This is a genomic window from Kaistia hirudinis, assembly GCF_014196455.1.
Taxonomy (GTDB): Bacteria; Pseudomonadota; Alphaproteobacteria; order Rhizobiales; family Kaistiaceae; genus Kaistia; species Kaistia hirudinis.
On the sequence record NZ_JACIDS010000001.1, the window covers coordinates 648534 to 666720 of the forward strand.

Annotated in this window: 20 protein-coding genes and 1 tRNA gene; 10 read left to right on the forward strand and 11 right to left on the reverse strand. The window is 65.1% G+C overall.

Annotated elements, in window-relative coordinates; translation table 11 throughout:
* Nucleotides 1–5: 5 nt before the first annotated feature.
* From metG to GGR25_RS03030, 6 genes are all read right to left on the reverse strand, one after another.
* The gene (gene metG / locus GGR25_RS03010) at nucleotides 6–1613 is read right to left on the reverse strand and encodes a methionine--tRNA ligase (protein ID WP_380147064.1); all 1608 of its coding nucleotides are present in this window, start codon (nucleotides 1611–1613) and stop codon (nucleotides 6–8) included.
* A 20-nt stretch (nucleotides 1614–1633) separates the two neighbouring features.
* The gene (locus GGR25_RS24655) at nucleotides 1634–2710 is read right to left on the reverse strand and encodes a DNA polymerase III subunit delta' (protein WP_246409169.1); all 1077 of its coding nucleotides are present in this window, start codon (nucleotides 2708–2710) and stop codon (nucleotides 1634–1636) included.
* The gene (tmk, locus tag GGR25_RS03015) at nucleotides 2710–3402 is read right to left on the reverse strand and encodes a dTMP kinase (protein WP_183397225.1); all 693 of its coding nucleotides are present in this window, start codon (nucleotides 3400–3402) and stop codon (nucleotides 2710–2712) included. Before tmk ends, GGR25_RS24655 begins: the two co-directional genes overlap by 1 nt.
* Nucleotides 3368–4531, reverse strand: a complete 1164-nt coding sequence (locus tag GGR25_RS03020; protein ID WP_183397226.1) for a D-alanyl-D-alanine carboxypeptidase family protein — start codon at nucleotides 4529–4531, stop codon at nucleotides 3368–3370. The genes tmk and GGR25_RS03020 overlap by 35 nt, the downstream gene beginning before the upstream one ends.
* Nucleotides 4532–4629: 98 nt before the next feature.
* Entirely contained in the window at nucleotides 4630–5919 is a 1290-nt protein-coding gene (locus GGR25_RS25090; RefSeq protein WP_425486123.1) for a septal ring lytic transglycosylase RlpA family protein, read from the reverse strand.
* 471 nt (nucleotides 5920–6390) lie between these two features.
* The gene (locus GGR25_RS03030) at nucleotides 6391–7626 is read right to left on the reverse strand and encodes an MFS transporter (protein WP_183397228.1); all 1236 of its coding nucleotides are present in this window, start codon (nucleotides 7624–7626) and stop codon (nucleotides 6391–6393) included.
* 68 nt (nucleotides 7627–7694) lie between these two features.
* On the opposite strand from GGR25_RS03030, the gene GGR25_RS03035 reads away from it, so the two are divergent.
* The 4 genes from GGR25_RS03035 to GGR25_RS03050 all read left to right on the forward strand — a co-directional run bounded on the left by GGR25_RS03035 (nucleotide 7695) and on the right by GGR25_RS03050 (nucleotide 9997).
* Complete coding sequence (locus GGR25_RS03035; protein ID WP_183397229.1) at nucleotides 7695–8120, forward strand: helix-turn-helix domain-containing protein; 426 nt, start codon at nucleotides 7695–7697, stop codon at nucleotides 8118–8120.
* A 139-nt stretch (nucleotides 8121–8259) separates the two neighbouring features.
* Nucleotides 8260–8883 (forward strand): TetR/AcrR family transcriptional regulator, encoded by a 624-nt coding sequence (locus GGR25_RS03040; RefSeq protein WP_183397230.1) that lies wholly within the window; start codon nucleotides 8260–8262, stop codon nucleotides 8881–8883.
* On the forward strand, nucleotides 8880–9758 hold the full coding sequence (locus GGR25_RS03045) for a CPBP family intramembrane glutamic endopeptidase (RefSeq protein WP_183397231.1): 879 nt from the start codon (nucleotides 8880–8882) through the stop codon (nucleotides 9756–9758). Before GGR25_RS03040 ends, GGR25_RS03045 begins: the two co-directional genes overlap by 4 nt.
* Nucleotides 9755–9997, forward strand: a complete 243-nt coding sequence (locus GGR25_RS03050) for a hypothetical protein (protein ID WP_183397232.1) — start codon at nucleotides 9755–9757, stop codon at nucleotides 9995–9997. Before GGR25_RS03045 ends, GGR25_RS03050 begins: the two co-directional genes overlap by 4 nt.
* A 172-nt stretch (nucleotides 9998–10169) precedes the next feature.
* Here GGR25_RS03050 and GGR25_RS03055 read toward each other — a convergent pair whose 3' ends face one another.
* The gene (locus GGR25_RS03055; protein ID WP_183397233.1) at nucleotides 10170–10541 is read right to left on the reverse strand and encodes a hypothetical protein; all 372 of its coding nucleotides are present in this window, start codon (nucleotides 10539–10541) and stop codon (nucleotides 10170–10172) included.
* Between the two features lie 114 nt (nucleotides 10542–10655).
* Between GGR25_RS03055 and GGR25_RS03060 the strand changes: the two genes are divergently transcribed.
* Together GGR25_RS03060 and GGR25_RS03065 are read left to right on the forward strand one after the other, a co-directional pair.
* A complete protein-coding gene (locus tag GGR25_RS03060; RefSeq protein ID WP_183397234.1) occupies nucleotides 10656–11198 on the forward strand; it encodes a DUF2975 domain-containing protein in 543 nt (180 codons plus the stop codon).
* Between the two features lie 5 nt (nucleotides 11199–11203).
* On the forward strand, nucleotides 11204–11437 hold the full coding sequence (locus GGR25_RS03065; RefSeq protein ID WP_183397235.1) for a helix-turn-helix domain-containing protein: 234 nt from the start codon (nucleotides 11204–11206) through the stop codon (nucleotides 11435–11437).
* A gap of 87 nt (nucleotides 11438–11524) precedes the next feature.
* On the opposite strand, the gene GGR25_RS03070 is transcribed toward GGR25_RS03065, so the two are convergent.
* Nucleotides 11525–12232, reverse strand: a complete 708-nt coding sequence (locus GGR25_RS03070; protein ID WP_183397236.1) for a helix-turn-helix transcriptional regulator — start codon at nucleotides 12230–12232, stop codon at nucleotides 11525–11527.
* A gap of 97 nt (nucleotides 12233–12329) precedes the next feature.
* Here GGR25_RS03070 and GGR25_RS03075 point away from each other — a divergent pair, with 97 nt between their 5' ends.
* A complete protein-coding gene (locus tag GGR25_RS03075; protein ID WP_183397237.1) occupies nucleotides 12330–12728 on the forward strand; it encodes a VOC family protein in 399 nt (132 codons plus the stop codon).
* A gap of 175 nt (nucleotides 12729–12903) precedes the next feature.
* Here GGR25_RS03075 and GGR25_RS03080 read toward each other — a convergent pair whose 3' ends face one another.
* Complete coding sequence (locus GGR25_RS03080; protein ID WP_183397238.1) at nucleotides 12904–13680, reverse strand: MBL fold metallo-hydrolase; 777 nt, start codon at nucleotides 13678–13680, stop codon at nucleotides 12904–12906.
* A 47-nt stretch (nucleotides 13681–13727) separates the two neighbouring features.
* Between GGR25_RS03080 and GGR25_RS03085 the strand changes: the two genes are divergently transcribed.
* Nucleotides 13728–14654 carry a LysR family transcriptional regulator gene (locus GGR25_RS03085; protein WP_246409171.1) on the forward strand — a complete coding sequence of 309 codons (927 nt, stop codon included), beginning with the start codon at nucleotides 13728–13730 and terminating at the stop codon, nucleotides 14652–14654.
* A 230-nt stretch (nucleotides 14655–14884) separates the two neighbouring features.
* Nucleotides 14885–15766 carry a GyrI-like domain-containing protein gene (locus tag GGR25_RS03090; protein ID WP_183397643.1) on the forward strand — a complete coding sequence of 294 codons (882 nt, stop codon included), beginning with the start codon at nucleotides 14885–14887 and terminating at the stop codon, nucleotides 15764–15766.
* A gap of 544 nt (nucleotides 15767–16310) precedes the next feature.
* Here GGR25_RS03090 and gstA read toward each other — a convergent pair.
* On the reverse strand, nucleotides 16311–16928 hold the full coding sequence (gene gstA / locus GGR25_RS03095) for a glutathione transferase GstA (protein ID WP_183397239.1): 618 nt from the start codon (nucleotides 16926–16928) through the stop codon (nucleotides 16311–16313).
* Between the two features lie 101 nt (nucleotides 16929–17029).
* On the opposite strand from gstA, the gene GGR25_RS03100 reads away from it, so the two are divergent.
* Entirely contained in the window at nucleotides 17030–17923 is an 894-nt protein-coding gene (locus tag GGR25_RS03100; protein WP_183397240.1) for a LysR family transcriptional regulator, read from the forward strand.
* Between the two features lie 63 nt (nucleotides 17924–17986).
* Here the strand turns inward: GGR25_RS03100 and GGR25_RS03105 are convergent.
* A tRNA-Ser gene (locus GGR25_RS03105) sits at nucleotides 17987–18076 on the reverse strand.
* Nucleotides 18077–18187: the final 111 nt, after the last annotated feature.

An 18187-nucleotide genomic window follows, 5' to 3' on the forward strand; every position in this document is an offset into this window, starting at 1 on the left:
CGGCCTCAGCTGGTCGCGGCTTCCGGTTCCTGATAGCGCGGGAAGACGCCGGTCGGCGTCGGCAGCACCGTACCGCCGACGAGCCGGCCGGATGGACCGAGCGCGTCGAAGGCACGCCGATCGGCCGGAACGGCGAGCAGGTCGAGCAGCTTCGCCGCGGAGCCGGGCATGGCCGGCTGCGACAGGATCGCCACCTGCCGGATCAGTTCCGCCGTCACGTAGAGCACCGTCGCCATGCGGACCGGATCGGTCTTGCGCAGGCGCCAGGGCTCCTCCTTCGCGAAGTAGCGGTTCGCCTCCGCAACGAGGTTCCAGACGGCATTGAGCGCGAGGTGGATCTGCTGCGCGTCGAAGGCCTGCCGGCAGAGCGGCAGCAGCCCGTCGGCGGCAGCGAGGATCGCCTCGTCGTCGGCCGAGAGCGCGCCCGGCTCCGGCAGGATCCCGTCGAGGTTCTTCCCGATCATCGACAGCGAGCGCTGCGCCAGATTGCCGAGATCGTTGGCGAGATCGGCATTGATGCGGTTGACGATCGCCTCGTGGCTGTAATTGCCGTCCTGACCGAACGGCACCTCGCGCAGGAAGAAGAAGCGCACCGGATCGACGCCATAGGCCTCGACGATCGAGAACGGATCGACGACGTTGCCGACCGATTTCGACATCTTCTCGCCGCGGTTGAACAGAAATCCGTGGGCGAAAACGCGCTTCGGCGGCTCGAGCCCCGCGGAGAACAGGAAGGCCGGCCAATAGACCGCGTGGAAGCGGACGATGTCCTTGCCGATCACATGCAGATCCGCAGGCCAATAGCGACGGAAGCTCTCGCTTTCGACATCCGGATAGCCGACGCCCGTGATGTAGTTGGTCAGCGCGTCGACCCAGACATACATGACGTGCTTGGGGTCGCCGGGCACCGGAATGCCCCAGTCGAAGGTCGTGCGCGAGATCGAGAGATCCTTGAGGCCGCCCTTGACGAAGCTCACCACCTCATTGCGGCGCTCGTCCGGACCGATGAACTCGGGATGCGCCTCGTAGTGAGCGAGCAGGCGGTCCTGATAGGCGGAGAGGCGGAAGAAATAGCTCTCCTCCTCCACCCATTCGACCGGGGTGCCCTGCGCGCCATAGCGCACGCCATCGGCGCGCAGCTCGGTCTCGCTCTCCGCGTAATAGGCCTCGTCGCGAACCGAATACCAGCCGGCATAGCTGCCCTTGTAGATATCGCCGGCCGCCAGCATGCGCTCCCAGATCGCCTGGGAGGCGCGATAATGGCGTGGCTCGCTGGTGCGGATGAAGTCGTCGTTGGAGCAATCGAGCAGCCCGGCCATCGCCTGGAAGCGTGGGACGTTCCGATCCGCGAGCTCGCGCGCCGTGATCCCGGCGCGCGCCGCCGTCTGCACCATCTTGATGCCGTGCTCGTCCGTTCCCGTGAGGAAATGGACGTCATAGCCGTCGAGGCGCTTGAAGCGCGCGAGCGCGTCGGTCGCCAGCACCTCATAGGCGTGGCCGATATGGGGTTCGCCGTTCGGATAGGCGATCGCCGTCGTGATGTAGAATTTCCGTGCCGTCATAGGCCGCTCGTCTTTCTTGAAGTCCGCACCATGCCGAAGCCGGACCGGCAGAGCCGATCCCTCTCGAGACGTCACATTCGGGTTGCGCGGGCGAGCATGGTCAGTGTCGATAGCACGAATTGTTTGCGGTCGAGGTTGAGCGCTTCGACCTCGGCCGAAGCGACGCGGACCTTTTCCCACACCTCCGCCCAGCTCGCAAGCGGGACGGCCGCCGCCGCGGGGGGCAGAATCCCGAGTTCCGGCGGCTCGGCCTCTCCCCTCGCCCGCCGCGCCAGCCAGTCGAAAACCAGGTCCTGGAAACCCTCGAACGCCTCGTCGGCGCCGCGCTGGCCCACGAGGTCGCCGAGCGCATGCGCGGCCGCGGCATTGAGCGTCGGCACGCTGGCGATCGCGCTCGAAAAGGCGCGGCCTATGGCGGCCATGTCCTCGTCCAGGAAGCGGATCGCACGGCGGAGGCTTCCCCGCCCCGCTTCCGCCGCGAAACGGCGCAGCTCGGCCGAGGCATCCGCATGTTCAGTCAATGCCGTCTCGATCGCGTCCACCGAAAGTGGCGCGAGGTCGAGCCGGCGGCAGCGCGAGCGGATGGTGGGCAGCAATCGCCCCGGAGAATGGGAGAGGACGAGGAACAGCGAGCGCTTCGGCGGTTCTTCAAGAATCTTCAGCAACGCATTGGCAGCGTTGACATTCATGTCATCGGCCGAATCGACGATGGCGATACGCCAGCCGGCCTCGCCCGCCGTCGAACCGAAGAAGGGGATCGTACGCCGCACCTCGTCGATCGAGAGCGAAGCGAGGAAGCGCTTGTTCTTCTCGTCATAGGGACGCGACAGCGTGAGGATGTTGGGATGCGAGCCGGCGGCGATCTTCCGCGCTACGGCCGTCTCCGGCGACACCGCCAGCGTCGCGGCATCGGGTGCGCGCGCGGGATCGGGATGCGTCAGCGCGAAGCGGGCGAAGCGATAGGCGAGCGTCGCCTTGCCTATGCCCTTGGGCCCGCCGATCAGCCAGGCATGGTGCATGCGGCCGCCGCGATAGGCCTCGACGAGCAGGCGTTCAACATCGCTGCCGCCATACCAGTCGTTCTGCGCCTCCGGCAGCGCCCAGCCGTCGATCGCGTCCGGCGCGAGAGCTTCGGGTGCTTCCGCCATCAGACCGTCTCCGCCGTTGGCAGCAGCCGAACCTCGACCGCCTTCCAGATGTCGGCCGCGACGTCGTCCTCCGGCCGGGAGGCGTCGATCACGACGCAGCGGCCGGGATCGCGACGCGCGATCTCGAGGAAGGCCTGACGCCGCTTTTCGTGACGGTCGAGCGTCTCGCGCTCAAACCGGTCGGCGACATCCCCCTCCCCGCGCCGCCGCGTGGCGCGCCCGAGCCCGATCTCGACCGGCAGGTCCAGGATGATCGTGAGGTTCGGGCGAACCGCGCCCACGGCCAGATGCTCAAGCGCCGCAAGCAGCTTCTCGTCGACGCCATCGCTGCCCTGATAGGCGCGGGTTGAATCGAAGAAGCGATCCGACAGCACCCACTCCCCGCGCTCCAGCGCCGGGCGGATAACGCGATCGACATGATCCGCCCGCGCCGCCGCGAAGAGGATGCTCTCGCCCTCGACGCCGAGGCCGATCGCCTTGCCCGAGAGGAGAAAATCGCGGATGCGCTCGGCCGTCTCCGTCCCGCCCGGCTCGCGCGTCACCACCACGTTCGCGCCGCGCTTGCGCAGCGCCTCGGCGAGCCGGCGGATCTGCGTCGACTTGCCGGCGCCCTCGCCGCCTTCGAATGTCACGAACTGTGCCTTCACAACCGGTGCCTCACAGCCAGCCGATGAGCAACTGGCCCACCGCATCGATGGCCCGCTGGCTCATGCTGCCGACGCCGACCGCTTCGGTCGTGAACACCGGCTTTTCGAACACCTTGTCGTCGTCGGTCCAGACGCGGATCACGCCGACCTGCTGATCCTTTTTCACGGGCGCGACCAGCGGCCCCGTATAGATCGCGCGGGCCCGAATGGGCGCGCGCACGCCCTTTTCGATCAGCACATCAAACGGCTCATGCGTGGCGAGCGGCACGGTGCCCTTGATGCCGCCGAAGACGCGGGCGTTCGCGACCGGATCGCCGGCGGCGAAGAAGCGCACGCGCTCGAAGCCGCTGCCGGCGTAGCCGAGCAGCCGCTTCGCCTCATCCGTCCGGTCCTTCTCACTCGGCAGGCCCGCCACCACCAGCGTCGTTCGATGGCCGTCCTGGACCGCGGATAGCGTCATGCCGAAGCCCGCTTCCGGCGTCGAGCCCGTCGAGAGGCCATCGACGCCGAGCCCTGCCCCGAGCAGTGGATTGCGGTTGCGCTGATAGATCTTGTTCCAGGTGAAATCCGGTTCGGCGTAGATCTTGTAGAGTTCGGGATGGTGGGTGATCAGATAGTCGGCGATCGTCGCGAGATCCCGCGCCGTCGCCTTCTGTGCCGGATCGCCGAGGCCGGTCACATTGGCGAAGGTGCTGCCCGCCAGACGCAGCGCGCTCGCCTTGTCGTTCATCCGCCGTACGAAAGCCGCTTCGGAGCCGGCAATGCCCTCGGCGAGGATGAGGCAGGCGTCATTGCCGGCCTGGACGATGGCGCCGCGCAGAAGGTCCGAGACGGGAACGGAGGATTTCAACGCCGCGAACATCGTCGCGCTGCCGGAAGGCGCCCCGCCCGTCCGCCAGGCGTTCTCGCTCACCGGAAAGGTCTGATCGAGCGAGATCTCGCCGGCCGCGATCGCATCGAAGACCACCGCCATCGTCATCATCTTGACCATGGCCGCCGGATCGAACGGGATGTCGTCGCCCTTGCGATAAAGCACCGCGCCGGAATCCTCGTCGATCAGGATGGCGTAAGGCGCCTTGCTGTCATAGCCCGCGGCGAGCGCCGGCAGCGCGCTCGCCGTCAAGACGGCGAGAGACACAGCGAGGCGGCGAAAGGCAGGACCGATCGAAGGCATTGTGCGACCCGGGCACCGCATCGGCGGCGGAGCGACTATAGCTACCAGTTCGCCCGCAAGCGGATCAATGGCGGGCCGGGACACCGGCCCGCTTCCCGTCAGCGCGTCATCACGAAAGCGCCGCGTGCACCCGCATCGGCGACGGCCTTGAGGGCCTCGTCGCTCTGGGTCGTCGGCGGCAGGACGAGACGCACGGCCTGCATGCTGCGGCCGTTGATCGAAATCGGCAGCACGCGCACATGACCGAGCGATGCGAGCTTCGTGCCCATCGCGGCCGCATTGTCGGCGCTGGCGAAGACGCCGACCTGAATCTCGACGAGATCGGCGCTGCGTTCGGCGGCGCGCCGGGCGATCGCCTCGTTGAGCGCGAGCTGCAGCTTGTCGCGGCGCGGAGCGGCCATGGTCTCGGCGGCGATCTGGGCCGGCGAGAGCAGCGCGTCCTCGGCATAGGAGGAACGCGCCGACCGCGGCGTCTGGCTCGAATACCCGTCGCCGGTCGCAGCGTTCGCTTCCGGCGCGTAGCCCACGGGCTCGGACAGCGTGTAAGTGCCGAGGAGCCGCTCGCCATAGTTCGAGCCATTGGCCGGAGCCGCATCGCCGGCCGCGGAGGCCTGAACGACCGTCGGCTGGGCAATGGCGGCGGGCGCGACATCGTTGCGCGCCACGGCAATGGCCGCAGGCGCGGCCTGGCGGGCGGGCGCGACGTCGAGCGACGCCGCCTGGATCTCGTAATTGTAAGGGTCGATGGCCAGACCGCCATCGACGCCGGGGCGCGAGCGCGGGATCGGCACCATCGCGAGGACGACGGAGGGCTGCGAAGTCGGCGCTTGCAGCTTCGGCCGCGCCGACGGCGACTGCAGCGCGATCATGGTGTCGGCAGCCGGCATGCGGCGGAGCGCCGGCGTCGGGACGCCCGTGCGCGGCGGCACATAGCTCGCCAGCAGCATCTGTCGGTCATGGCCTTCCATCCGGGCCGGGCCGACATATTCGACCTTCACCTTGGCCGAGCCGTGATGCCGGACGTCGAGCAGTTCGGCGGCGGTGGCCGAGAGGTCGATGATGCGGTCGCGCTCATACGGTCCGCGATCATTGACGCGGACGATGATCGAGCTGCCATTCTTGACGTTGGTGACGCGCGCATAGCTCGGCAGCGGCATGGTCGGATGCGCAGCCGAGAGCGTGTCCATGTCATAGACTTCGCCATTGGCGGTGTACCGGCCATGGAAGGCCATGCCGTACCACGAGGCGTAGCCGACCGCCGTGTAGCGCTTGTCTTCCTTCGGCGTATAGACGCGGCCCTTCACGGTATAGGACTTGCCGACCATGTAGCGGCCGCCGCCCTGCGGAACCGGCTGGCCATATTCGACCACGCGCGGGCTGGCCTTCACGCCATACTTGCTCTCGGGAAAATATTCCGAAGACCGCTTGGTCGGGGCCGGCGGCTTGTTCGCGCAGGACGCGAGAAGCACCGCTGCGGAAAGCAAAAGAGCCGATTGGACCGCCCGCTTGCGGGCAGACGATCCGACGCGCTTGGTACGCATGACTGAAATTGCGCTCGTCCCCATCTTGCATCCTCGATAGCAGCAAGCGGCCAACCTGTCGACCGATCGCCGCTTCTGCGGCCAGAGCGTCCGGTCTGCGCAACACTCCGCTGCTGGCGGATCGCGAGGCCCGATACCCCAGAACCATAGACGTCCCCGGCACTTGAAGAAGCGTTAATGCGCCCTTGCCCGAACCCATCAATTCCCGACAATCCCGTCGACCAATCATTATTGGTTAGCGCTTCGTCACCACGAGGCCGCGCCTTGTCGTGCGACCCGGTGCGACCCGGTCGGCGCCGATCGGACGGGATGCCATCATCATGACCGCTCGATTTCGATGCGCCGACCGACCGCGAGGACGATTGCTAAGAGCATCATGCCGCCGGCGAGCAGGAAGGTCAGCCGCATCCCTGCGGCGATGGCCGAAGCGCTCGCGCTGGTGATGTCTCCGGTCCCGACGCCGAAGGCGAAGACAGCGCACATCAGCGAAGCGCCTGCAATCAGGCCGACATTGCGCGACAGGTTCAGCGCTCCCGAAACCGTGCCGCGCCGCTCCTTCGGGATATCGGTGAGCGCCGCCGTATTGTTGGCAGCCTGGAACAGCTGATAGCCCGGCGTGAGCACGATGATGGCCAGCACATAGCCGGCGACGCCGATCAGGTTCGGCAGAAACGCCAGCAGGAAGGCGCCCACGGCCAGCAGGACGAGGCCGAGGGCGAGCACGCGGCTCGTGCCTCCCGCATCGACCAGCCGGCCGGACGGAACGCCGCTGACGATCGAGATCACGGGGCCGACCGCCATCACGAAGCCGACCTCCGTCGCCGTCAGGCCGAGGGCGATGCCGAGATAGAACGGCCCAACGACGAGCGTCGTCATCATGACCGCCGCGACCAGCAGGTTGACGCCGAGATTGGTCGCAAGCGCCCGGTTCATCGTGGACCACGGATTTGCACGCGACGTCGCTCTCGCGGCAGGGGCGCCCGGCAGCAGCGCTACCGCCAGGACGAGGGCCAGAACCGCCAGCGGCACCTGCACCCAGAAGACGCCGCGCCAGCCCGTCATTGGGATCAGCAGTCCGCCCAGCGACGGGCCGAGTGCCGTCCCCAGCGCCGAGACGGTCCCGAGCAGGCCCATCGCCCGACCGACACGCGCCTCGCTCGCCGTCTGCCGCATCAGCGCCATGGCGAGCGTCATCAGGAACGCAGCGCCGATGCCCTGCAGCGCCCGCGCTCCGATCAGCAGCCACAGGCTCGGCGCGACGGCGCAGAGCAGCGAGGCGACGGTGAACAGGGCGAGGCCAGCCACGAGCATGGGCTTCAATCCGTGACGGTCGCCGAGCCGGCCGGCGACCAGGACCGAGACCGTCAGCGCGGCGAGATAGGCGACGACGACCGTCTCCACCTCATGAAACGGCGCCGAAAACGCCTCGGCCAGCGCCGGGAGCGCGATATTGGCGATGCTCGTGCCGAGCGATGCCAGCCCCATCGACAGAGCCAGCGCGATCGTGATTGCTATTCGTGTCCTCGCGGATGCAAGCGCTTCCGTCTGTTCCATGCCTTGCCCTCTTGTCGAAATGTCCATTTGCGCGCAGGCTGCCACTTCAAGCCAACTTGAGGTCAAGCATGAAATTTCTGGACATCGGCGAGGTCGCGGCAGCAAGCGGGATCAAGCCGTCGGCGCTGCGCTACTACGAGGAAGCAGGGCTGATCGCGTCGGTCTCCCGGCATGGACTGCGCCGGCAATTTCCGCCCGAGGTGCTGTTGCAGCTCAAGCTGATCGCGATGGGCAAGTCGGCGGGCTTCTCGCTCGACGAGATCGGCGGGATGTTCGCCAGCAACGGGTTGCCGGACCTACCGCGCGAGGCGATTCACGCCAAGGCCGATGAGATCGATCGGAAGATCCGCGAGTTGACGGCGCTCCGCGACACGCTGCGCCACGTCGCCGACTGCCCTGCCCCCTCGCACATGGAATGCCCGACCTTCCGGCGCCTTGTCGACGTTGCCGGCAAGCGCGGCGGACGGCGCAGGAAGGCTCAAACGCCGACATGAATGGGCCGCGATACGTAAAGCAGCCGCCTTTGGTCACCCCCAGCCGGATGACAGAATGAGAGCCGCTCTCCCCCCGGCGATTTGACATTCAAAACCTCGTCGCCATAATGACTGACGGTCAGTCATTATGGGATTTGAAATGCCGCCGCGTCGTGCAAGCCACCCGGATCGAGCCGGCGAGATCATCGCCAGTGCGGCCCGGCTGTTTCGGGAAAAAGGGGTGAGAGCGGTCTCGATCGACGAGATCGTCCAGGGTGCCGGCATCGCCAAAGGCACCTTCTACCTCTACTTCAAGACCAAGGATGAGCTGCTGGCGAAGCTGGCAGGGGCCGTGGTGCTGCAGATCGCCCAGGCAGCGGAGCTAGCTGGACGAGGCCAGGGGACCGCGCTCGATCGGTTCGCTGCGGCGGTCGTCGCGATGCAGCACGTCGATCGGGCCGAGCAATATCTCGTGGATGCGCTCAATCATCCTGAGAACAGCGCGCTACACGATCTCGCCAACATCGCGCTCGTCCGTCAGGTCGCGCCCGTCCTTGCCGCGATCGTCGAGCAAGGCAAGATCGAGGGTGTCTTCGATGTCGAGGACGAGCTGGCCACCCTCGAATTCCTGCTGGCCGGTCAGGCTGCGCTCCTCGGCGGCGGACGATTCAACTGGTCGCCCGAAGAGCATGCAGTGCGGCTGCGTGCCACGATGATCATCGTCGAGCGCGCTCTAGGCGCGCCGAAGGGCGCCCTTCTGCAACGCCTTGCGAGCCTCGGATGAGCACGATCCATCGCAATGAACGGGCGATCATCGCCCGCTTCGATCGACCTTGGACCTTCTTCATTGTTTCGGCCATCGGTCCATGGACGGCCTGGCTGATCGCGGCGTGGTACAGTCGGCAACCCCTCCCCGACAGGACGAGCCTGTTGCTCGTCAGCCTTTTCGCCGGGATCGGATTGGCGCTGCCCATGCTGGTCGCCTGGATGCTGATCCGACGCGACGACGTGCTGCGGCAGGACCTGCGCCGTCGCCTTTCGCTCCAGGGGCTGGCATGGCCAAACATCCTCCTGGGCGCGGGGATCATGCTGGGCAGCATCTGGCTCGCGCAGCTCATCTCGCTGGCGTTGGGCTACAGCGCGGATCAGTTTCGTCTCGCCCGTTCGGCCTCGTTCAGCGCCGGCATTCTCATTGGCTGGGTGCCGCTGCTATTGGCGCCGGTGGTCGAGGAAATCAGTTGGCACGGCTATGGCACCGATTCCCTGCGCCGCGGCCTGAACCTGCTCTGGACCTCGATCGTCTTCAGCATCTATTGGGCGCTGTGGCATGTCCCGCTCGCTTTCATCGAGGGGTATTATCAGGCTAATCTGGTCGAGACCGGCTCGCTGCACACGATCAACTTCATCGTCAGCCTCATTCCCTTCGTGCTGCTGATGAACTGGCTCTATTACCGCTCGGGCCGCAGCATCTGGGTTGCCGTAGCCTTTCACCTCGCCGCCAACGTCTCCAACGAGGCGTTTCAGACCCATCCCGACAGCAAGATCATCCAGACCGCATTGCTGGTGGCGCTCAGCCTGGCGCTGATCCTGCGCGATCCGGCTTTCTTTTTCGGCCGGGATCCGGACATCCACCACCAACCCAGAAAGGTCCTCCGATGAGCACCATCGTGATCGAAAAATACGTCGACGAGATCTGCGTCGAACAGCTGGACCTCCCGGTTCGGCCGCTGCAACTCCTGGCCAGGCTGTTGCCGAAGCAGGCGTGGCGCCAGCTGGAGCGCCGTGGCCTCGACGTCGAAGCGCTCTTGAATGACGCCGTCCCCCATTCGGGCAACCAGTGGCTCGAGGTGAAGGAAAAGGACGCGCGCAAACGCGTCCGTATCCTGCGCCGAGACTGAGCGATCCATGGTTTGGCGATCGGTTGGGCCCGAGACTCCAGATGGCGGGAAATTGCCACCTTCCCACGCCCGACTTCGTGCCGAAAGGCACGCGGCGATGATGGGCCGCTCTGTCACGGCTCACTCAGGGCGGCGGTCGCTTTCGGACGACCGCGGCCCTGAGTCCGGCCGACTAGCGGCAGCCTGCGCGGCTCAGCATGTCGTCGACGAGGATGGGTGTGGCGGCGGTCTTGCCCCATCTCCCCTTCTCCGCACGCGACAGCGCGGCAAGCGCCGCCGTGCTGGAAATGCCGAGTGGCCGGGCGCAGGTGACGCCCGGCAGCCCACGCCGTTGGGCCTCGGTCACGAGCAGGCCGGCGGTTTCCCCGACGCCCGCCAGATAAGCCGTTGCCGCGTTGCGGGCGGCATTGTCCTTGGGCGAGCGTTGGATCAGGTCCACCACCTGCGCGACCGAGATCGCGCCGTTTGGGGTCGAGGGGACGGCTTGGGCCGGCAAGGCGAGGCCGAGGGAGAGTGCAAGGAGCGCATTGCGCATGGCGTTCATCGGGGAGCTCCATTATCGTAAAACAACAATTCAAGCTTATCTGGTGGCCAAAAATTATTGTCAAACGATAATTTTCGGAGCATAACTCCGGGCGAGATGGCAGGAGAAAGACACATGCAGACCCAAGGCAGCTTCGCCCTTGCCGGTGAAGCGGGTTCGGAAGCGGCCATGGCGTTGTCGCCGCAGACGCGCCTGGCGTTCCGCGCGCTGGGCGTTCTGGCGACGGCGCTGGCGGCGCTCCTGCCGGCACTGGCGATCGGCTACTGGCTGTTCGGTTCGCAGACCCTGGCCTACGATGCAGGTCTCCGGATCGTGGCGATCGCCACGGCGCTGCTGCATCTCCTGCCCTTGAGCTGGGGCCTGTTGCGGCTGCGCGTCTGTCTCGCCCAGTTCGCGGCGGGCCGACCGTTCGGCGCCGAGGGCATAGCCGGGCTGCGCGATTTCGCCATCGGCACCGGGCTGAGCGCATTGGCGAAACCGTTGGCCGGCATGCTGTTCGTGCTGGCGCTCAGTTGGAATCCCGGCCCGAAGCGGATCGCCATCGAGATCAGCTCGGACGTGATGATCCTGGCGCTGTTTGCGGGCGTCGTGGCGGCATTGGCCTGGGCCATGCGGCGCGCTGCCCTGATCGCCGAAGAAAACAGCCAGTTCGTCTGATCGCCATGCCCATCAAAGTGAACCTTGCGGTGATGCTGGCGCGACGCAATGTGAAATCCAAAGAGCTGGCCGAATATATCGGGATCACCGAGGCCAATCTCAGCCTGCTCAGGCAGAGCAAGGTCAAAGGCATTCGCTTCGACACATTGGAGGCCATCTGCCGTTATCTCGACTGTCAGCCGGGCGATCTTCTCGAGTATGAGCGGGATAGCGAAGCAACCGGATCACCGAACGAGTAGAGCGCAGCCTGCGGGTGGGATATCGATGGCAGCCGACAGCATCCGGCCCGGCGCGCGGTCGGCCGACGCTCTGCGACGCGAACGACCTCAGCGCCCCCTCTCCCGCTCCGCCAACTCTGCCGACCGCCAGGCCTCCCAACGCCGAAGGAGCGGGCCGCGTGCTTCGCCGATCGGCTCCTCCAGAAGCTCGGCAGCGTCCATTCGGTCGGTGCGGAAATGGCGGAAGGCCTGGCGCTGCTCGCACCAGGCAATCAGGACGCGTTTCGTATCCGAATAGCCGAGCACGACCGGCCACACGGTACGCTCCGTCCGGGTGCCGTTCTCGGCGCGGTACAGAAGGCGCAGCTTCAGTCTCCTGCGGATGGCGTCGCGCAGGCTCGCGGTCGTGACCGCCTCCTTGATCGCATCGAGGGGCGGCTCGACGGCTGTGCTCGGGTCCGCGATGAACGGCCTCAACTGGGCGGGCACGGCCGCCGTCACCTTGGCGAGAACGTCCCGGGCAGCAGGAGACAGCAGCGGATCACCGCGTCCGGCGACCCACTGTGCGCCGAGGACGATGGCCTCCAATTCCGTCGGTGTCAGCATCAGCGGCGGCATGTCGTAATCGGCGGCCAGCAGGTAGCCGAGGCCGGCCTCGCCCGTGATCGGCACCCGCTGCGCCATCAGGTCCGCGACATCGCGGTAGACGGTCCGCGTCGAGACCTCGAGTTCGGCGGCCAGCGCGGCGCCTGTCACGGGCCGCGTCGATCGGCGCAGGATCTGGATGATCTGGAAGAGGCGGTCGGCGCGACGCATCGGCTCCTGACTCCTGCTGACAGAACGCTGTCAACAGCGATGTGCGACAAGCCTTGCCGACACAAGCCCAAACCCATCGCGCACAGGACCCCGATCGATGAAGTTCGCTTCCACACGCCTGATCGCCGCCGACATCAAGGCGATGGTCGCCTTCTACGAGATGGTGACAGGCCAAGCCGCCGATTGGCTCGCGCCGCAGTTCGCCGAGATCGTGACACCTGCCGCGACACTGGCCATCGGCAGCGCCGAGACGGCCGCGATCTTCAGTCCGGGAAGCGCGGAGCCGGGCGCGAACCGTACGGCGATCCTCGAATTCATGGTCCCCGACGTGGATGCCGTGTTTGACCGTCTGAAGGACAAGGTCGAGCTGGTGCATGAGCCCAAGCTGCTGCCCTGGGGCAACCGCTCCTTCCAGTGTCGCGACCCCGAAGGAACCATCGTCAGCCTGTTCATGCCCGCCACCGAGGCAGCAAAGGCGCGCTTCGGATCGCGATAGGATCGTTGCCAGCGGGGAATGTCCCAAGGTGATGGGACAGATCGAGCCCCCAGAGAACATCACGGCACGGATCGAATAGCCGTGAGCCGCGTCCGTCTGATCCTGGCCCTCGCGCGCAGTCCGTCAACGTTTCTTGAATTGCATGCGAGAGCAGGAACAGCGCGATCCGGTAAGATCAAAACTCCAGCACGACGGGCACGCCGCGCATGAACGTCGTCAGGCGGTGTGCGATGCTCAGCGCGGCGAAGCTGTTCTGGAGATCGGACGCGGTTTCTTTGAAATGAACCCAGCCTTCATTGTGGATCGGCAGGATGGCCGCCGACGGAAAGGCTGCCGCGACCTCGAGAACATCATTGCTGTTCATGGTCATATGGAACGAGCCGCGCGGCTCCGCGGAACCGGCAAAGGGCACGACGATCCGGGGCGAATAGCGCCGTGCGACGTCGCGCGTGCCTTCATACCAAACGGTATCGCCCGAGACGTAGAGCGTGTCACCCGGCTCGTCCGTTCCGATCAGAAAGCCGATCACATCGCCTGAAATCGGTTCGATGCCGACCGGCCCGTGACGTGCGGGCGTTGCCGTGACGAACAGCCGCCCGCCATCCGGACGCTCCAGAACATGCGTTTGGAAAGGCGCCAGCCCCATCGCATTGCCCTTCAGCCGCTCGGCTCCGACCGAGGTCGTATAGGTGACGGGAACCTTGGGGAGCAGGGTCCGGCCCGTGCGATCCAGATTGTCGAGATGCTGGTCATGGCTCAACAGGACCGCATCGAGCCGGCCGATGTCATCGATCGAAAGAGCCGGACCGGTGAGCTTCTCGAAGTGAACCGGCGCCTTCTGATAGAGGCCGGGCGGGTCGAAGGTCGGATCGGTCAGAAGCCGAAAGCCGTTGATTTCGATCAACAGCGTGGGACCGCCAATCAGCGTGAGGGTCGCCATTCTCTTTGCCATCGCAGAGCTTCTCCCATGCATCGAAGACCAGGACCCCTGGATAGCGGATGGTCGGCTATGCGAAAATTCGCTATATGATCTCAATGGCTGATCGTTTTCGCACAGATCCGGATTGGGATGACCTGCGCGTCTTCTGCGCGCTCGCCCGCCATGGCAGCTTGTCGGCAACGGCGCGGGCGCTGTCGGTCAATCACGCCACGATCGCCCGGCGCGTCGCCGCGCTTGAAAAGACCATGGGCGAGAAGCTCGTGGAGCGACGGGCCGACGGCTATGTCCTGACGGACAATGGCCGGCGCGTGCTCGAGATTGCGACGACGATGGAGACCGCAGCGTCGGCGCTGGCAGGCGGTCTGGAGGGGAATGCGCCGGCGGGGCTTGTCCGGGTTGCTGCGACGCCCAGTCTGGCCCAGTGCTTTCTCATCCGACGGCTTGGCGGCTTCGCTGCCGCCCATCCCCGCATCGACATCGAAATCTCGACAGCCATGCGATCGGTCAGCCTGGATCGGCACGAAGCCGATATCGCCTTGCGCCTCGCCCAGCCGCTCGATGGCGATTTGCTGGCAAGAACGCTGTTCGCCATCGGCTCCGCGTTCTATGGGACAGCGAACTGGGCGCGACGTATCGCTGGCGGCGAACCTCCGGTCTTTGTCGGCTTTGACGAGGCCAATGCCCATCTGCCGGAAGCCGTTTGGCTGGGCCGCCAGTTCCCCCGCGCGCGCCTTTCGATGCGAACCGGCAGTCAGATCTCCCAAGCTGAAGCCGCATGCTCCGGTTGCGGCATAGCACTTCTGCCGCATTTCCTAGGCCGCACCGCGACGGGTCTGGTGCGGTGTGACCTGGGTTTGACACCTCCGTCGCGGACCCTGTGCCTGGTGGTGAGACGCAGCGATAGACGTACCCCGGCAATTCAACTGGTCGCGGACTTTCTGTCAGCCTGTTTCTCAGAAGAGCGGTCCTTGTTCGAAGGCGCATGACAAGGATCGCCGGAGCGATCGAAAGCGCATTCTTGCGCCTGACGTGCCGAGACAACGCTATGCGGTAGTCGCTGGCTTTCGGCGGCGTTTGCGTATCTGACGGCGGCCCTATCGGATCCAGCCCGTGAGTTGCCGTTGCCACCGAGCGTTCGCGCTGCCAAAACCGCAAGATCGGTCGAGCCAGTCATATCCGGGGGCGCCTAGATGGCACTGCCACGGAGGACGGGATGATAAAGACGGCGCTTCAAAACTACCATGCCCGGATGCAAAGGGTGCTGGATCACATCGACCGGCATCTGGACGACAATCTGGATCTGGATACGTTGAGCGGCGTCGCGGCCTTATCAAAATTCCACTTTCACCGGCAGTTTACGGCAACCTTCGGGGTGTCCTTGCATCGCTATGTCCAGCTCGCCCGCATGAAGCGCGCGTCATACCGGCTGGCTTACAGGGACGCGCAGAGCGTCACCGAGATAGCGATGGAGGCCGGTTATGACGCACCGGATGCCTTTGCCCGCGCCTTTCGGCAACGGTTCGGGAATTTGCCTTCGTCATTCAGGAAAGCGCCCGATTGGGAACCGTGGCTTGCGGCCTTCGGGCCTCTCAACAACGCGAGAAGCAAGCTCATGCAGACTATCTTTAACACCGACGACGTGACGATCCGTGACGTGCCTTCGATTCCGGTGGCGATCATGGAACATCACGGCGATCCGGCGACGATCGGCACGACAATTCAGCGGTTTATCGCCTGGCGGAAGGCCAATGGACTGTCACCGAAGACCAACCCGACCTTCAATGTCTTCCATTCCGACCCCCGCACCAAGTGGCCGACCGAATACCGCATGGACCTTTGCGTAGGCATGGATCGGCCCATCGAGGCGAAGGGCGAGCGGATCGAAACCGGCATTATCCCCGGCGGACGCTGTGCGGTGCTGCGCGTCGGCGGCAACACCGACAATCTGGAAGCTGCTGCTCTGTATCTCTATCGCGATTGGCTGCCCGCCAGCGGCGAGGAAACGCGCGACTTCCCACTCTATTGCCAGCGGCTCGTTCTCTTTCCAGAGGTGCCGGAGCATGAGGCGGTCGCGGAGTTGTTTCTACCGCTGAAATAGACGGGTTCAACGGCGGCTCGTTCAGTACGCCATTCGCCGGAATCGGACGGGCCGCCGTCCACCCACCTCCGGTCGTCCGTTGCCTGCAAAGCGAACGCCCGAAACGGTCGAGTCGCAATCGGCGCCCTTTCAGACATACAAGTAAGCGGGCGATCGCGTGGACTCGGCGGCCTGCTAGGCCGCACGGTGTCATGCGGCGATCGGGGGGAATATTGGCCTATCGGCGAGAAATTATTCGCCCCAAAGGCGATTCTGGGAAATATGGCGGGCCACGCCCGACGAAGTTGAGCACTACGTCTACGCTATAGCCCTCTAACGCCGCATTTCCTTTTTCGCCTTCGATCAGTCCATTGTGCGGCCATAGCCTCCCTCAGGCGCCCGCCGTGATGTCGCGACGCATAGCGAGAGGTCAAATGTTTGGCGACCGGCAGTATCTGGTCGTGGGAAATACGCGGCATCCGACCGCCGGCGACGACGCCGCGCCCGACGATATGGCTGGTCTGGCGCATGTCACGGTCTTGGCCGCCCCTAAGGAGAGGGCTGCTCATACGACTGACGGAACGACTGCTTCCCGCTCCAGCGCCGCCGCGACCGAGGGGCGAACATCGATCCGCCGCATGTAGGCTGCAACGCTCGGCCAGCGCTTTAAGTCGATCCCGAAGCCTTTCATCCAACCGAGGACCGTGTAGAGGTAAGCGTCCGCCACAGTGAAGCGGTCGCCGATTAGGTAACTGTGCGTCGTGAGATGGATTTCGATGAGGTCGAGGCGCCGTGACAACTTCGTCTTCAAGAGGGCTTGCATGGCTTCCGGCAGATCTTTGTTGAAGAGCGGGCTCGATCCGGCGTGAATCTCGCTGGTGGTGAAGTTGAGCCACTCCTGAAGCCGCACACGCTCCAATGTGCCATTCGCCGGGGCAAGACCCGAATCCGGATAGAGGTCCGCCAAATACTGAACGATCGCCGGCCCCTCCGTCAGTACGTCCCCGGCGTCGAGCACGAGCGCTGCCACATAGCCTTTCGGGTTGATCGTCAGGAAATCGCCACCCTCCGACGTGCGCTTCGTCCGGTTGTCGACCCGGACAAGATCGTAAGGCAGCCCCAGTTCCTGAAGTACGATATGCGGCGAGAGCGAACATGTGGCGGGGGCGAAATAGAGTTTCATGGGAAGGGTTCCGCGATTGATGGATGTTACGGCGGATATTGACGCACGTTCAGGAATAAGGAAAATTACTGCAAAAGAACTATGATATAAGAACAGCTACTATGAACTTCACTCAGCTCCGCAGTCTGATCTCCGTTGCCGAAACGGGCAGCTTCACCGCCGCCGCGACGCGCGTCGGCGTCACGCAATCCGGCATGAGCCAGGCGCTGGCGGCGTTGGAGGAAAGCCTGGGCGTGAAGCTGCTGACACGCCAGCGGCATGGCGTCGAACTCACCGCGTTCGGAGAGCGGGCGCTGCACCATGCCCGTGCCGCATTCGCGCATCTGGAGGCGATCCGAAAAGAAGCGGCGGAGGCGACGGGCGAGGAAGCCGGATCGGTGCGGATCGCGGCTTTTCCCGGCGTCTTCGCCACAGTGTTGCCACCACTTTTGCGGCGTTTCCGCACTCTCCATCCGGACATTGAGCTGGTTGCGCTCGAAACGGACGATCGGGAGGTCGAGGCTTGGCTAGAGGCCGGGTCCATCGATCTCGGCGTCGTCCTCAACCCGTCGCCAGACAGCGATGCCGTTCCGATCGGGGAGGACGCATGGGTCGCCGTGCTGCCGGTGGCGCACCGTCTTGCACGGCGTGGTAAATTGTCCTTTGCGGACCTAGCGGCCGAACCCTTTGTGCTCGCGACCGGCGGGTGTCATGTCCATGCGCGAACGCTTGCCGAAGCAGCAGGTCTGTCACTTGCGGACGTGCGGATGGAAGTACGGGATTGGACCAGCGCGATTGCGCTGGTGAGAGAAGGTGTCGGCGTCAGTCTCGTCCCAGAATCGACCCTGGCTGAGAAATCGAAAGGCTTACGGACAGCGCAACTTGATCCGTCGCTGTGTCGACGTTTTGGCTTGATGGCCTCGCCGGCACGGATGCGCTCGCGAGCGGCAAACCTCTTGATCGAACTGGCGCGGAAACAAGATAACGATCTATCGGGACGAATGCGCAGCCCTTAGGCGCTCGGGGCGTTTGCGTAGCCATCGCGCAGGATATCGCACCATTGCGTAGAATCGGCGGCGTGGCGGAAGGGGTGGGATTCGAACCCACGGTGGGCTTGCACCCACGGCGGTTTTCAAGACCGCTGCCTTAAACCACTCGGCCACCCTTCCGTGCCTTGATTTCGTTGGAGTTTCAGGTCCGGCCCGCGCCTGTCGAACAGGGCTCGCTGCCGGATTGCCAACGAACGGCGCTCAGCCTTCGGGCTTTACCGCGCGGCGGAT